We start from the raw sequence: 15,569 nt of genomic DNA on the forward strand, positions 1-15,569 counted from the left end.
CACTAGTGATCACCCATTCGAGGAGGGACCATTGAGCTCTTTTGTGCGGGTGGGCCGCGGGCAACGTACGACAGGTCCACCGACGAGGGCCGCAGGGAGCCGACACACTGCTGATCGAGTGCCGACCAGGCACCGGACCGACATCGATCAGGAGCCGTGGAACGCCAGGTCCGTGGGCTGGGAGTGGGAGCCAGGGCCAGAGCCAGGGCCGAGAGGGACAGTCAGGTAAGCCGGATGCATAAGTCGGACATATAAACCGGACACATAAACCGAATGCGAGACCGGACGAGCGACAATGAGCCGCCGAGCCCGACTCGCCGAAACGGCCACGCAGACTGTGGACCGCGGATTGCGAACCACCGAACGCAACAACCTATTCGCGCCAGCCATTCACGCCAGCCATTCACGTCAGCCGATTCGCACCGTTCGTTCGCGTCGGCCATTCACAGCGACCGCGCCCCCGGCAACCGGGCCCGACCCCGCCCCCGGCCATCCGCCCCGGAGCGGCGGTGCGCGCACGCAACCCGTCCACGCACCACTCCACCCCCACACGCCCCGCGAGAAGCACTCAGCTCACAGCCCACAGCTCACAGCTCACAGCTCACGACACATTGCTCACGACACACTGCTCACGCAGCGCCCCGCGAGCGCAGCCCCTCCAGCAGGATGTCCAGCAACCGGCTCGAAGCTGCGGCCTGCTGAGCCGCATCGGGGAGCGATGGCGCCGCCGTCGCAATGACCAGCAGCACGTCCGCCACCGTCACGTCGCGGCGGAGCTCACCGGCTGCCCGCGCCCGTTCCACCAGGCGGCCGACGACCTCCAGCAGCTCACCGGCTCCCGTGCCGTCGTCATCGAGGCCGGTCTCCGCGGCGGAACGCCCGTCGGCCGGCCGGGGGCCGGCGTGACTCGCGCCCTGCCTCTGCTGAGGCACCCGCGTCTCGTCCCGAACGCTGCCCGGGTCCGATGCCGATACGGAGGCCGCCATGTCATCCGACTCCCCGACCGCCCCCGAGGCATCGGCGGCGGAGGCAGAAACGGCGGCAGTGGCCGTGGAGTCGGCAGCGGGGTCGACGTCCACTTTGACCCGCAGCACCTGAGGCGGCAGCAGGCGCCCCGCGCCCGAGGCCACGGACGTCCGCAGGAAGCGCGACAGCGCCGACCACGGCTCGTCCTCCTGGCCCAGCGCCGTCCGCGCCTGGTCCGTCAGCCGGGCGGTCTCCTCCTCGGCTATCCGCCGCACCAGCACGTCCTTGCTCGGGAACCGCCGGTACACCGTGCCGACTCCGACTCTGGCGCGACGCGCCACGTCCTCCATCGGAGCCCCGTATCCCAGCTCGCCGAACACTTCGCGTGCGGCTCGCAGCACATGTTCCAGATTGCGCTGTGCGTCCACGCGGAGCGGAGCCGAGCGGCCGTTGGCCGCAACTGCCCCGACCGGACCTACCGTGTCCACTGTCCCCACTGCACCGTTTCGCCCGTTTTCGTCGGACGAATGGGACGTGACTGCCGCAGCAGTCTGCCAATGAGAATCCTGAATGTGCATAACTGTTCCCCCGGTTATGACGTCTCCCCCCGGAGACTTCCCGCCGTTTGAGCCGGAGCGCGGATCACGGTCTCCACCCGGCACCCCGACGACATACGAACATAGTTGAGCCCGCGTCAATTCAGAAGGGGGTAGTTCCGCACGGAGCGCCCCCCGATCGGAGCAAGGACCGCTTGGTCACTGATTCGACCCCGGTCCACCACCCCCACCCCAACCCCTGACCTGCGCAGCTTCCGTATCTCCACGGTGATCAGCGGCAGTGGCCTGTCCGGAACCTCCGGTCACACAATTTGCCGGGGCTGTGGACAAACCCTTGAGCACGTTGCGTCATGGGGTGGTGATGGCTTCAGATTCCGGGGGAACACCCCCCGACCCCCCTCCGGGTGTGCGCATTCTCGTCGTCGGCGGCGGCTACGTCGGGATGTACACCGCACTGCGTCTCCAGCGGAAGCTGAAGCAGAGACTCAGAAGCGGTGAGGCCGAGATCGTCGTCGTCACCCCCGAGCCTTATATGACGTATCAGCCGTTCCTGCCCGAAGCGGCCGCCGGATCGATCTCGCCGCGCCATGTCGTCGTGCCGCTGCGCCGGGTCCTGGCGGACTGCACGATCGTGATCGGTCAGGCAGAACGCATCGACCACGCCAAACACACGGCAACCGTCACCACCCTCGCCACCGGGGAGGACGGCACCGGCGCCGTCGAGATCCCGTACGACGAACTCGTCCTCGCACCCGGCTCCGTCTCGCGCACCCTCCCGGTCCCCGGCCTCGCCGAGCACGGCATCGGCTTCAAGACGATCGAGGAGGCCATCGGCCTGCGCAACCACGTCATCGAGCAGATGGACATCGCCTCCGCCACCCGCGACCCGGCCATCCGCGACGCCGCCCTCACCTTCGTCTTCGTCGGCGGCGGCTACGCGGGCGTCGAGGCCCTCGCCGAGTTGGAGGACATGGCCCGCTACACCTCGCGGTACTACCACAACATCAAGGCGGACGACCTGAAGTGGATCCTCGTCGAGGCGTCGGGCCGCATCCTTCCCGAGGTCGGTGAGGCGATGGGCGGCTACGCGATCCGTGAGCTGCGCGGCCGCAACATCGACGTACGCCTGGACACGAGGCTGGAGTCCTGCGAGGACCGGATCGCCGTCCTGAGCGACGGTTCCCGCTTCCCGACCCGCACCGTCGTGTGGACCGCGGGCGTCAAACCCGCGCCGGTCCTCGCCGCCAGCGACCTGCCGCTCAACGAGCGCGGCAGGCTCAGATGCACGGCAGAGCTCACCGTGGAAGGGGTCGAGCACGCCTGGGCCGCCGGGGACGCCGCGGCCGTACCCGATCTGACCGCCGCGGAAACGGGCAAGGAGACCGCGCCCAACGCCCAGCACGCCGTACGCCAGGCCAAGGCCCTCGCCGACAACATTTTCGCGTCGATCAGCGGCGAACCCCTCACGGAGTACCGGCACAGCTACGCGGGCTCCGTCGCCTCACTCGGCCTCCACAAGGGCGTCGCCCACGTCTACGGTCGCAAGCTCAAGGGCTACCCGGCCTGGCTGATGCACCGTACGTATCACCTCAGCCGGGTTCCGACGTTCAACCGGAAGGCCCGCGTCCTTGCCGAATGGACCCTCGCCGGGCTCTTCAGGCGCGAGATCGTCTCGCTCGGCTCGCTGGAACACCCGCGCGCCGAATTCGAACTCGCCGCAGGAGGCAAACGTCCCGGGCCGGAACACCCGCCGGCCTCCGACGGCCCGCCGGGCAACGGCGGCTGACGGCCCGTCGGCCCGCCACGTCACCCGGCCGGGCCGGACCGTACCTACGACTGTCAGTACGGTCCGCCACACTGGACGTGTGACCATAGGTGGGCCCACATCTGCACAGAGTGACCCGGCCGGCAGTGACCGACAGTGAGCAGCCCGCCCCAGCGGACCAGACCGACACACGAGGCCAGAAATTCCGTGAACTTCACGCGTTGGAGCGCCCGCCTACCCGGAACGCAGCGTCGCGCCGCCGCACGGGACGACCACAGTTCCGTGCCCTCGGCGCGCGCCGAGTACGCACGGCCCGGGACCGGGCCCTGCCCACCGGACGGCGACACGCACGGCGCGCCTTCCGGGGACCGCGGCGCCGCCCTGGAGGATCTCTCGGCCCAGGACATCCTCGGCCAGCTGCCCGCCCTGGTGGCCCTGGTGTACGGCCCCGACCACCGGATCGCGTACGTCAACGACGCCTACGTCGCCGCCTTCGGCCCCCGCCCGGCCGGCGCCCCCGCTGCCGAGGCCATGCCCGAGCTCGCCGAGCTCAGCCTGCTGCCCCTCATGGACCAGGTCCTGCGCAGCGGTACACCCCGTACGGTCAAGTCCCGCAAGGTCCGCGGCGGCAATTCGTACACCGTGACCTGCACCCCGGTACACCGGGACAGCGACGCCGAAACCGACGCCGAAACCGACGGGGAAGGCACCAGGAGCGACAAGCAGTCCAAGAACAAAACCAAGGACAAGGACAAGGACAAGAGAGGCACCGAAGGCGGAGTGCTCGTGTACGCCGCCGACGTCACCGACCACGCCGAAGCGGCCGAACGGCTCCGCGCCAGCGAGCGCCGCCACCGCGAAACGGCCGTCACCCTTCAGCGTTCGCTGCTCCCGCAGGAGCTGGAGCAGCCCGACGACCTGCGGATCGCCGCCACCTACCAGCCCGGCGGTACGGACGCCGCGGTCGGTGGCGACTGGTACGACGTCATCACCCTCGGCGCGGGCCGCACCGCCCTGGTCATCGGCGACGTGATGGGACGTGGGGTACGGGCCGCCGCCGTCATGGGCCAGCTCCGCACAGCCGTGCGCGCCTACGCCCGCCTCGACCTCCCGCCCCACGAGGTGCTCCAGCTCCTTGACGGCCTCGCCGCCGAGATCGACGCCAGCCAGATCGCCACCTGCGCCTACGCGGTCCACGATCCGAACGAGGGCCGGCTCGTCTACGCCTCCGCAGGGCACCTCCCGATCCTGGTGTGCCACGAGGACGGTACGGTCCACCGCGCCGAGGACCCGACAGGGCCGCCGCTCGGCACCGGCGGCTGGATCCACACATCGGGCACGATCGCGCTGCCGCCCGGTTCCACCGCGGTCCTCTATACGGACGGCCTGGTGGAGCGCCGCAGCGAGGACATCGACGAGGGTGTCGCCGCCCTGGAGCGTGCTCTTTCCGGGGCGAAGGGTTCACCCCAGGTGGTCTGCGACCGGCTGATCCGCTCCCTCGGCGTCACCGCGGAGCACGACGACGACGTGGCGGTGCTGGTGGTCCAGCACCCCGCCCGTACCGGGGCGGACGCGGAGCTGTTCCACAACGCCTCGCTCGAACTCCTCGGCGGCGTCGAGGCGGCCCCGCGCGCCCGCGCCTTCGCGACCGGCGTCCTGACGTCGTGGCGATTCCCGGTCGAGCTCTGCGACCTGGGCGTCCTGGCCGCGGGCGAACTCGTCGCGAACTCCCTCAAGCACGGCACCCCGCCGATGCGCCTGGGCCTGCGCCGCACCGACCGCCGCCTGATCATCGAGGTCACCGACGGCGACGACCACCTGCCGCGCCGCCGCCGCGCCGAACCGGCGGACGAAGCGGGCCGCGGCATCTCCATCGTCGCGACGATCGCCACGTCCTGGGGCAGCCGCCGCACACCGGGCGGTGGCAAGGCGGTCTGGTGCGAATTCGCCCTGCCGCGGTAGGGGGCCCCGTCACAGCAGGCCCCTCACCCCGGACTCAGTGAGTGGCCACGGCGGAGGCGGCGGTCACCGGCTCGGCCTCTGGCAGTGACACTGCCACCACCCTGGACGGCGCCGCCTCGATCGAAGGCTGATCCTGTACGGGCGTGAGCCGTCGGCCGAGCCGCAGCGCCAGCACCGTGATGCCCAGCGAGAACAGCACGAACGTCACGATGTACGGCCCGTGCAGCGTCGCCCCCATCGGCCCGCCCACGGCCGGACCGACCGCGAGCGCGAGCTGCTTGCACAGGGCGAACGCGGAGTTGTACTGCCCGACCATCGACTCCGGCGCCAGATCGGCGACCAGCGGCGCCACGGTCGGCGACAGCATCGACTCACCGAGACCGAACAGCGCGTACGTGGAGATCATCGCGGCCGTCGCCATGGTCTGGCTGCCGTGTCCGAGCCCCGCGTACCCGGCCACGATCCAGGCGAACGCCCAGATCAGGCCGACCGAGGCGATGACCCGGCTGCGCCTGCGCCGCTCCACCAGACGCAGCACGACGAACTGCGCCACGACGATGACGGCGGTGTTGGCGGCCAGTGCGATACCGAGCGTCGAGGGCTGGATCCCGGCGGCCTCGGTGCCGTACGCCGCGAGCCCGGACTCGAACTGTCCGTAGCAGGCGAAGAACAGCACGAAGCCCAGCACGCACAGCTGCACCATGGCCCGGTGCGAGAGCAGCGCCCGCAGCCCGCCCGGCGCCTTGGACCCGTCGGTGGGCCTGGCATCGGAGAAGGACGGCGCACGGGACAGCCGCACCGTGGCGGTGGTGACACCGAGCACGATGAACATCGCGGCCTCGATGAGGAACAGCAGGGTGAAGGACTCCGGCCGGCTCGTGTCGACGATCTGACCGCCGACCAGCCCACCGATGCCGAGCCCGAGGTTCTGCAGGAAGAACTGCATGGCGAAGGCGCGCGTGCGGGTGGCGGTGCTGGAGCACCACACGAGCATGGTGGCGAGCGCCGGCTGCATGACCGCCGTACCGGCCCCGAGGACCGCGGCCGACAGTACGGCGGCGGTCACACCCGACGACAGGCCGAGGGCGGTCGCGCCCAGGGAAGCGACGACCGAGGCGACGACGAGCACGGGCAGCGGCCCGCGCCGGTCGATGAAACGCCCGGTGAACGGCAGAACGGCCAGCGCCGCCATGGCGAAGACCGCCAGCACGACTCCCGCGGTGCCGGCACCCAGATCCCGTACCTGTGCCACATAGACGTACAGATACGGAACGGTGAACCCCAGCCCGAACGCGCTCAGCGCGCTCCCCAGCTGGATCCGCCGCAGTGCTGCACCCATCTCCCTGGTCACACTCACCTACCTCAAGGTCTCGAAGCGACTTGCCGAGCCATCCAAACGACTCGAACCCGAAGACTTTAGCACTAAAGTTAGATGCTCAATAATTCAAGGTGAAGGACTTCGACGGCTTTGGAGGGCATGCCATACTGCCCGCCATGCCTGACACCACCGAGCAGCCCGGCCCGCAGGAGCCGAGCCTCGACGAGCAGATCGCCGCCTACCAGCGCGAATTCCGGGACCTGGACCCCCAGGTCGAGCAGGTCGTCTCGGCCCTGGGCCGGCTGAACCGCCGGATGAACGTGGCGTACGGCCGCCAGCTCGCCGCCCTCGGCATCAGCAACGCCGAGTGGGAGGTCCTCAAGACCCTGGTCCTGGCCGGCTCCCCGTACCGCCTGGGCCCGGGAGAACTGGCCAAGCGTCTCGGCCTCACCCCGGCGGCGATGACCCACCGCATCGACCGCATGGCGGGCGAGGGCCTGGTCACCCGGGACCGGGACGAGACCAACCGGGTGCGCGTGATCGTCGAGGTGACCGACGAGGGCCGCACGAAGTGGCTGGAGGCGATGCGCATGGCCACCGCCTTCGAGGAGGACCTGCTCCAGGACCTCAGCGGCGAGGAACGCGGAGTCCTCGGCGACATGCTGATCCGCCTCCTGCGCCGCGTGGAGCACGCCCAGCCGGATGCCGGCGGCCGCCTCACCGACCTGGACTGAACCCGTGCCGGACACGCACGAAAACGGCTTGACCTGGCCGGGTTGACACGCCCCTCCAGGACTCGTAAGGTTCTTCGAGTTGTCACCGAGCCGGAACGGTTCTGCGACAACCGATCCCGCTGCGAATGCGGCAACCAAACTCAGCACGATCTCCCACTCGGGACAATTTCGGCATGCCGGAATTAATTTCGAAGGCTCGATTATGAGTCGCCGGGAAAATCCGCTAGAGTTTGGACGTCGGAACGGCCCAACGGCCGGGAAGACAAACCCCGCTGACTGGGAATCAGGCCCGAAAGGATCTGATAGAGTCGGACTCGCCGGAAAGGGAAACGCGAAAGCGAAGAACTGGAAAGCGATCCCGTTTCGACCGGGAATCGGACACGAAAGAGTCTGATAGAGTCGGAAACGCAAGACCGAAGGGAAAAGCCCGGAGGAAAGCCCGAGAGAATGTTCTGCGGGTGAGTACAAAGGAAGCGTCCGTTCCTTGAGAACTCAACAGCGTGCCAAAAGTCAACGCCAGATATGTTGATACCCCGGCCTGCTTCGGCAGGTTGGTGGTTCCTTTGAAAGTCCTACAGGGTCACTGACCCGGTGGGCAATTTACACAGCGAGGACGCTGTGGACGATCGGTCTTATTCCGGCTGATCGTTCCGCTCTCGTGTTGTGTTGTCCCGATTACGGGAAAACATTCACGGAGAGTTTGATCCTGGCTCAGGACGAACGCTGGCGGCGTGCTTAACACATGCAAGTCGAACGATGAAGCCCTTCGGGGTGGATTAGTGGCGAACGGGTGAGTAACACGTGGGCAATCTGCCCTTCACTCTGGGACAAGCCCTGGAAACGGGGTCTAATACCGGATAACACTCTGTCCCGCATGGGACGGGGTTGAAAGCTCCGGCGGTGAAGGATGAGCCCGCGGCCTATCAGCTTGTTGGTGGGGTGATGGCCTACCAAGGCGACGACGGGTAGCCGGCCTGAGAGGGCGACCGGCCACACTGGGACTGAGACACGGCCCAGACTCCTACGGGAGGCAGCAGTGGGGAATATTGCACAATGGGCGAAAGCCTGATGCAGCGACGCCGCGTGAGGGATGACGGCCTTCGGGTTGTAAACCTCTTTCAGCAGGGAAGAAGCGAAAGTGACGGTACCTGCAGAAGAAGCGCCGGCTAACTACGTGCCAGCAGCCGCGGTAATACGTAGGGCGCAAGCGTTGTCCGGAATTATTGGGCGTAAAGAGCTCGTAGGCGGCTTGTTGCGTCGGTTGTGAAAGCCCGGGGCTTAACCCCGGGTCTGCAGTCGATACGGGCAGGCTAGAGTGTGGTAGGGGAGATCGGAATTCCTGGTGTAGCGGTGAAATGCGCAGATATCAGGAGGAACACCGGTGGCGAAGGCGGATCTCTGGGCCATTACTGACGCTGAGGAGCGAAAGCGTGGGGAGCGAACAGGATTAGATACCCTGGTAGTCCACGCCGTAAACGTTGGGAACTAGGTGTTGGCGACATTCCACGTCGTCGGTGCCGCAGCTAACGCATTAAGTTCCCCGCCTGGGGAGTACGGCCGCAAGGCTAAAACTCAAAGGAATTGACGGGGGCCCGCACAAGCAGCGGAGCATGTGGCTTAATTCGACGCAACGCGAAGAACCTTACCAAGGCTTGACATACACCGGAAAGCATCAGAGATGGTGCCCCCCTTGTGGTCGGTGTACAGGTGGTGCATGGCTGTCGTCAGCTCGTGTCGTGAGATGTTGGGTTAAGTCCCGCAACGAGCGCAACCCTTGTTCTGTGTTGCCAGCATGCCCTTCGGGGTGATGGGGACTCACAGGAGACTGCCGGGGTCAACTCGGAGGAAGGTGGGGACGACGTCAAGTCATCATGCCCCTTATGTCTTGGGCTGCACACGTGCTACAATGGCCGGTACAATGAGCTGCGATGCCGCGAGGCGGAGCGAATCTCAAAAAGCCGGTCTCAGTTCGGATTGGGGTCTGCAACTCGACCCCATGAAGTCGGAGTTGCTAGTAATCGCAGATCAGCATTGCTGCGGTGAATACGTTCCCGGGCCTTGTACACACCGCCCGTCACGTCACGAAAGTCGGTAACACCCGAAGCCGGTGGCCCAACCCCTTGTGGGAGGGAGCTGTCGAAGGTGGGACTGGCGATTGGGACGAAGTCGTAACAAGGTAGCCGTACCGGAAGGTGCGGCTGGATCACCTCCTTTCTAAGGAGCACTTCTTACCGGGCTTTGCCTGGTCAGAGGCCACTACGTCGGCAAATGTCCGACGGTGGTTGCTCATGGGTGGAACGTTGACTATTCGGCACGATGGGTTGTTGTTCACTAGTACTGCTTCGGCGTGGAACGTGGGTGATGGCTTGTCGGGTCGGGCACGTTGTTGGGTATCTGAGGGTACGGCCGTGAGGTCGCCTTCAGTTGCCGGCCCCGGTAAAGCACCGCTTGTGTGGTGTGTGACGGGTGGCTGGTCGTTGTTTGAGAACTGCACAGTGGACGCGAGCATCTGTGGCCAAGTTTTTAAGGGCGCACGGTGGATGCCTTGGCACCAGGAACCGATGAAGGACGTGGGAGGCCACGATAGGCCCCGGGGAGCTGTCAACCAAGCTTTGATCCGGGGGTGTCCGAATGGGGAAACCCGGCAGTCGTCATGGGCTGTCACCCGCTGCTGAACACATAGGCAGTGTGGAGGGAACGAGGGGAAGTGAAACATCTCAGTACCCTCAGGAAGAGAAAACAACCGTGATTCCGGGAGTAGTGGCGAGCGAAACTGGATGAGGCCAAACCGTATGCGTGTGATACCCGGCAGGGGTTGCGCATGCGGGGTTGCGGGAGTTCTCTTGATCAATCTGCCGATTGGTCGACGAGTCAGAAACCGTTGATGTAGGCGAAGGACATGCGAAAGGTCCGGCGTAGAGGGTAAGACCCCCGTAGCTGAAACATCAACGGCTCGTTTGAGAATTTCCCAAGTAGCACGGGGCCCGAGAAATCCCGTGTGAATCTGGCGGGACCACCCGCTAAGCCTAAATATTCCCTGGTGACCGATAGCGGATAGTACCGTGAGGGAATGGTGAAAAGTACCGCGGGAGCGGAGTGAAATAGTACCTGAAACCGTGTGCCTACAAGCCGTGGGAGCGTCGCTGTACGTGCTTGCACATGCAGTCGTGACTGCGTGCCTTTTGAAGAATGAGCCTGCGAGTTTGCGGTGTGTTGCGAGGTTAACCCGTGTGGGGAAGCCGTAGCGAAAGCGAGTCCGAATAGGGCGGTTGAGTAGCACGCTCAAGACCCGAAGCGGAGTGATCTAGCCATGGGCAGGTTGAAGCGGAGGTAAGACTTCGTGGAGGACCGAACCCACCAGGGTTGAAAACCTGGGGGATGACCTGTGGTTAGGGGTGAAAGGCCAATCAAACTCCGTGATAGCTGGTTCTCCCCGAAATGCATTTAGGTGCAGCGTCGTGTGTTTCTTACCGGAGGTAGAGCACTGGATAGGCGATGGGCCCTACCGGGTTACTGACCTTAGCCAAACTCCGAATGCCGGTAAGTGAGAGCGCGGCAGTGAGACTGTGGGGGATAAGCTCCATGGTCGAGAGGGAAACAGCCCAGAGCATCGACTAAGGCCCCTAAGCGTACGCTAAGTGGGAAAGGATGTGGAGTCGCAGAGACAACCAGGAGGTTGGCTTAGAAGCAGCCATCCTTGAAAGAGTGCGTAATAGCTCACTGGTCAAGTGATTCCGCGCCGACAATGTAGCGGGGCTCAAGCGTACCGCCGAAGTCGTGTCATTCGTACATGTATCCCCAACGGGAGTACGGATGGGTAGGGGAGCGTCGTGTGCCGGGTGAAGCAGCCGCGGAAGCGAGTTGTGGACGGTTCACGAGTGAGAATGCAGGCATGAGTAGCGATACACACGTGAGAAACGTGTGCGCCGATTGACTAAGGGTTCCTGGGTCAAGCTGATCTGCCCAGGGTAAGTCGGGACCTAAGGCGAGGCCGACAGGCGTAGTCGATGGACAACCGGTTGATATTCCGGTACCCGCTTTGAAACGCCCAATACTGAATCAGGCGATGCTAAGTCCGTGAAGCCGGCCCGATCTCTTCGGAGTTGAGGGTAGTGGTGGAGCCGACGAACCAGACTTGTATTAGGTAAGCGATGGGGTGACGCAGGAAGGTAGTCCAGCCCGGGCGGTGGTTGTCCCGGGGTAAGGGTGTAGGCCGTGTGGTAGGTAAATCCGTCACACATTAAGGCTGAGACCTGATGCCGAGCCGATTGTGGTGAAGTGGATGATCCTATGCTGTCGAGAAAAGCCTCTAGCGAGTTTCATGGCGGCCCGTACCCTAAACCGACTCAGGTGGTCAGGTAGAGAATACCGAGGCGTTCGGGTGAACTATGGTTAAGGAACTCGGCAAAATGCCCCCGTAACTTCGGGAGAAGGGGGCCATCACTGGTGAGGAGACTTGCTCTCCGAGCTGGGGGTGGCCGCAGAGACCAGCGAGAAGCGACTGTTTACTAAAAACACAGGTCCGTGCGAAGCCGTAAGGCGATGTATACGGACTGACGCCTGCCCGGTGCTGGAACGTTAAGGGGACCGGTTAGCCGACTTTCGGGTCGGCGAAGCTGAGAACTTAAGCGCCAGTAAACGGCGGTGGTAACTATAACCATCCTAAGGTAGCGAAATTCCTTGTCGGGTAAGTTCCGACCTGCACGAATGGCGTAACGACTTCTCGACTGTCTCAACCATAGGCCCGGTGAAATTGCACTACGAGTAAAGATGCTCGTTTCGCGCAGCAGGACGGAAAGACCCCGGGACCTTTACTACAGTTTGATATTGGTGTTCGGTTCGGCTTGTGTAGGATAGGTGGGAGACTTTGAAGCGGCCACGCCAGTGGTTGTGGAGTCGTCGTTGAAATACCACTCTGGTCGTGCTGGATGTCTAACCTGGGTCCGTGATCCGGATCAGGGACAGTGTCTGATGGGTAGTTTAACTGGGGCGGTTGCCTCCTAAAGAGTAACGGAGGCGCCCAAAGGTTCCCTCAGCCTGGTTGGCAATCAGGTGTTGAGTGTAAGTGCACAAGGGAGCTTGACTGTGAGACCGACGGGTCGAGCAGGGACGAAAGTCGGGACTAGTGATCCGGCAGTGGCTTGTGGAAGCGCTGTCGCTCAACGGATAAAAGGTACCCCGGGGATAACAGGCTGATCTTCCCCAAGAGTCCATATCGACGGGATGGTTTGGCACCTCGATGTCGGCTCGTCGCATCCTGGGGCTGGAGTCGGTCCCAAGGGTTGGGCTGTTCGCCCATTAAAGCGGTACGCGAGCTGGGTTTAGAACGTCGTGAGACAGTTCGGTCCCTATCCGCTGTGCGCGTAGGAATATTGAGAAGGGCTGTCCCTAGTACGAGAGGACCGGGACGGACGAACCTCTGGTGTGCCAGTTGTTCTGCCAAGGGCATGGCTGGTTGGCTACGTTCGGAAAGGATAACCGCTGAAAGCATCTAAGCGGGAAGCCTGCTTCGAGATGAGTATTCCCACCAACTTGATTGGTTAAGGCTCCCAGTAGACGACTGGGTTGATAGGCCAGATGTGGAAGCCCGGTAACGGGTGGAGCTGACTGGTACTAATAGGCCGAGGGCTTGTCCTCAGTTGCTCGCGTCCACTGTGTTTGTTCTGAAATAACGAACGGCCGTGTTGTTCCGGTGTTGGTTAATTTCATAGTGTTTCGGTGGTCATTGCGTTAGGGAAACGCCCGGTTACATTCCGAACCCGGAAGCTAAGCCTTTCAGCGCCGATGGTACTGCAGGGGGGACCCTGTGGGAGAGTAGGACGCCGCCGAACTCCTTTTACGGGAAAGCCCCGTGCCCTTGTGGCACGGGGCTTTTCTGCGTTTACCCCTCTTTGCTGTCAGGCGGGGGTCACCAGGTGGGTGTCGTAGGCCAGGATGACTGCCTGGACGCGGTCGCGGGATCCCGTTTTGGCGAGGATGCGCGTGACGTGTGTCTTCACCGTTGATTCGGCGAGGTGGAGCCGTTCGGCGATTTCCGTGTTGGTCCAGCCCCGGCCTATGACCGTGAGGATCTCCCTCTCCCGTTTGGTGAGGGGCGCGATGCGTGCGTCCAGGGTGGCGGGGCCGCCGGGAACGGTCGGTAGGTGCTGCACATACGTGTCCAGGAGACGGCGGGTCAGGCTGGGTGCGACCACCGCGTCGCCACTTGCCACAGCGCGGATGCCGGAGAGGAGTTCCTCCGGCAGCGCGTCCTTGATGAGGAAGCCGCTGGCGCCGGCGCGGAGGCCGTCGTACGCGTACCGGTCGAGGTCGAACGTCGTGACGATGAGGACGCGGGTGCGGGAACCGGTCCTGATGATGCGTCGGGTGGCTTCGATGCCGTCCAGGAGCGGCATGCGGATGTCCATCAGCGCCACGTCCGGACGGTGCCGGGAGACGAGGTTCAGGGCCTCGTGGCCGTTCGCGGCCTCGCCGACGACGGTCATGTCGTCCTGGCTCTCCAACAGCATGCGGAAGCCGAAGCGTTGCATCGGCTGGTCGTCCGCGATGAGCACGGTCGTCACGAGGGTGTGTCCTCCAGGGGGAGTTGGAGCCGGACCCGCCAGCCTGCCGCGCAGGCGGCCGAAGTCGTTGCGGTGGCCGCCGGTAGCAGCGGGCCTGCTTCGAGTGTGCCGTCGTAGAGGGATGCCCGTTCGCGCATCCCGGTGATTCCCTGGCCGCCGCCGGGGCTCATGCCGACGATCGCGCGGAACATGCCGGGGTCGCCGAGCGAGGCCGCCTGGTCGGTGTCGTGGAGCAGGAGCTGGGCGGCGACGAAGGTGATCAGGTCGGTGGTGAACATGACCACGAAGACGGTGACGGTGAAGACCGCCGCCTTCGCCCACAGGACCGGGAGTCTGCGGGGGACCGCGGTGAGCGAGGCGCGGATCAGGCCCGTCGAGTACTCGCCCGCGGTCACGAGGATGCCCAGCACCACGGTGCACAACGTACCGAGCATCGAGCCGTAGAGGACCAGGACGGCTGTGTCGACGTCGGAGTCGCCGCCGCCGGAGGTGTACGTCGCGCCCATGACCAGGCCGACGGCGAGAACCAGGGCGGACGCCGAGACCAGAGTGGTCCAGGAGGAGCGCAGGGACCGGAGTTTGTGCCATTCGGAGCGCAGGACCCGGGCGGCCGTGACGCGGTACGGAGGTTGGTACGGGTTTCGGTTCGGGTTTCGTTTCGGGGGGCTGACCGCGGTGGTCATGCGAGGACTCCGGTCGGTTCGGGGGTGGTGATCCGGTACTCGACCGACTCCTGGGTCAGGTCCATGAAGGCATGTTCCAAGGAGGCGGTCCGCGGGGTGAGTTCGTACAGGGGGATGGCGTGGGTGGCCGCGGTGCGGCCGATGTGCGCCGCGTCCGTACCGCGGATCTCCAGCTCGTCGGGGGAGGCGGCCGGGCCCGTGGTGATCTCGATGCCGGGGCCGGCGAGGAGTTCGCGCAGGGCGTGGGCCTGCGGGGTGACGACCTTGACCGAGGCGCCGCCCGCCGTGGCGACGAAGTCGGCGATCGTCGTGTCGGCGAGGAGCCGGCCGCGGCCGATGGTGATCAGGTGGTCGGCGGTGAGGGCCATCTCGCTCATCAGGTGCGAGGAGACGAAGACCGTACGGCCCTGCTGGGCAAGGGATCTGAGGAGGTTGCGGATCCACAGCACGCCCTCCGGGTCGAGACCGTTGGCCGGCTCGTCCAGGATGATGGTGGCCGGGTCGCCGAGCAGGGCGGCGGCGATACCGAGGCGCTGGCCCATGCCGAGCGAGAAGCCCTTGATCCGTTTGTGGGCGACCGTGTTCAGGCCGGCCAGGTCGAGGACGTGTTCGACGCGGCCGCGCGGGATGCCGTGGGTGTGGGCGAGCGCCATGAGGTGGTTGAAGGCGGTCCGGCCGGGGTGGACGGAGCGGGCCTCCAGGAGCGCGCCGACCTCGGTGAGCGGTGCGCTGTGGGCCGCGTACGCGCGTCCGCCGATCGTCGAGCGGCCACGGGTGGGAGCGTCCAGGGAGAGCAGCATGCGCATCGTCGTGGACTTCCCGGCGCCGTTCGGGCCGAGGAATCCGGTGACCGCGCCGGGCCGGACCGTGAAGTCGAGGTCCTGGACGACGGTGGTGTCGCCGTACCTCTTGGTGAGTTCGTATGCCCTGATCATGCGGCCGACGCTACGGAGGCGGCGCGCGGCGGGCGTCGGACCTGGGGCGGGACGTGGCGGGGCGCGTAGTACCGGGGTAGGACGGC

8 protein-coding genes and 3 rRNA genes are annotated in these 15,569 nt (G+C 65.2%); 6 read left to right on the forward strand and 5 right to left on the reverse strand.

What is annotated here, in order from left to right; all coding sequences use genetic code 11:
* Positions 1–629: 629 nt before the first annotated feature.
* Positions 630–1,544, reverse strand: coding sequence for a TetR/AcrR family transcriptional regulator (locus tag OH735_RS19940; protein WP_406382861.1), 915 nt, complete (start codon positions 1,542–1,544; stop codon positions 630–632).
* 340 nt (positions 1,545–1,884) lie between these two features.
* Here OH735_RS19940 and OH735_RS19945 point away from each other — a divergent pair, with 340 nt between their 5' ends.
* Entirely contained in the window at positions 1,885–3,309 is a 1,425-nt protein-coding gene (locus OH735_RS19945) for an NAD(P)/FAD-dependent oxidoreductase (RefSeq protein ID WP_406382862.1), read from the forward strand.
* A gap of 186 nt (positions 3,310–3,495) precedes the next feature.
* Positions 3,496–5,250, forward strand: coding sequence for a SpoIIE family protein phosphatase (locus OH735_RS19950; protein ID WP_406382863.1), 1,755 nt, complete (start codon positions 3,496–3,498; stop codon positions 5,248–5,250).
* 34 nt (positions 5,251–5,284) lie between these two features.
* Here the strand turns inward: OH735_RS19950 and OH735_RS19955 are convergent, their stop codons facing one another.
* Complete coding sequence (locus tag OH735_RS19955) at positions 5,285–6,589, reverse strand: MFS transporter (RefSeq protein ID WP_406386650.1); 1,305 nt, start codon at positions 6,587–6,589, stop codon at positions 5,285–5,287.
* Positions 6,590–6,744: 155 nt separating this feature from the next.
* Here OH735_RS19955 and OH735_RS19960 point away from each other — a divergent pair, with 155 nt between their 5' ends.
* The 4 genes from OH735_RS19960 to rrf all read left to right on the forward strand — a co-directional run bounded on the left by OH735_RS19960 (position 6,745) and on the right by rrf (position 13,133).
* Positions 6,745–7,302: a MarR family winged helix-turn-helix transcriptional regulator gene (locus tag OH735_RS19960; RefSeq protein ID WP_406382864.1), complete on the forward strand. Its 558-nt coding sequence runs from the start codon at positions 6,745–6,747 to the stop codon at positions 7,300–7,302.
* Between the two features lie 688 nt (positions 7,303–7,990).
* Positions 7,991–9,516 (forward strand): 16S ribosomal RNA (locus OH735_RS19965).
* A 299-nt stretch (positions 9,517–9,815) separates the two neighbouring features.
* Positions 9,816–12,939: ribosomal RNA gene (locus OH735_RS19970) — 23S ribosomal RNA — on the forward strand.
* 77 nt (positions 12,940–13,016) lie between these two features.
* Positions 13,017–13,133 (forward strand): 5S ribosomal RNA (rrf, locus tag OH735_RS19975).
* Together the 16S, 23S and 5S rRNA genes form the textbook arrangement of a ribosomal RNA operon.
* A 66-nt stretch (positions 13,134–13,199) precedes the next feature.
* Here the strand turns inward: rrf and OH735_RS19980 are convergent.
* From OH735_RS19980 to OH735_RS19990, 3 genes are read right to left on the reverse strand one after another with little or no spacing between them, the layout of a single operon-like run.
* Positions 13,200–13,865 carry a response regulator gene (locus OH735_RS19980; RefSeq protein WP_406382865.1) on the reverse strand — a complete coding sequence of 222 codons (666 nt, stop codon included), beginning with the start codon at positions 13,863–13,865 and terminating at the stop codon, positions 13,200–13,202.
* On the reverse strand, positions 13,862–14,548 hold the full coding sequence (locus OH735_RS19985) for a hypothetical protein (protein WP_406382866.1): 687 nt from the start codon (positions 14,546–14,548) through the stop codon (positions 13,862–13,864). The genes OH735_RS19980 and OH735_RS19985 overlap by 4 nt, the downstream gene beginning before the upstream one ends.
* The gene (locus tag OH735_RS19990; protein WP_406382867.1) at positions 14,545–15,483 is read right to left on the reverse strand and encodes an ATP-binding cassette domain-containing protein; all 939 of its coding nucleotides are present in this window, start codon (positions 15,481–15,483) and stop codon (positions 14,545–14,547) included. The genes OH735_RS19985 and OH735_RS19990 overlap by 4 nt, the downstream gene beginning before the upstream one ends.
* Between the last annotated feature and the right edge of the window lie 86 nt (positions 15,484–15,569).

This window comes from Streptomyces sp. NBC_01618, from assembly GCF_045209435.1.
Lineage (GTDB): Bacteria > Actinomycetota > Actinomycetes > Streptomycetales > Streptomycetaceae > Streptomyces.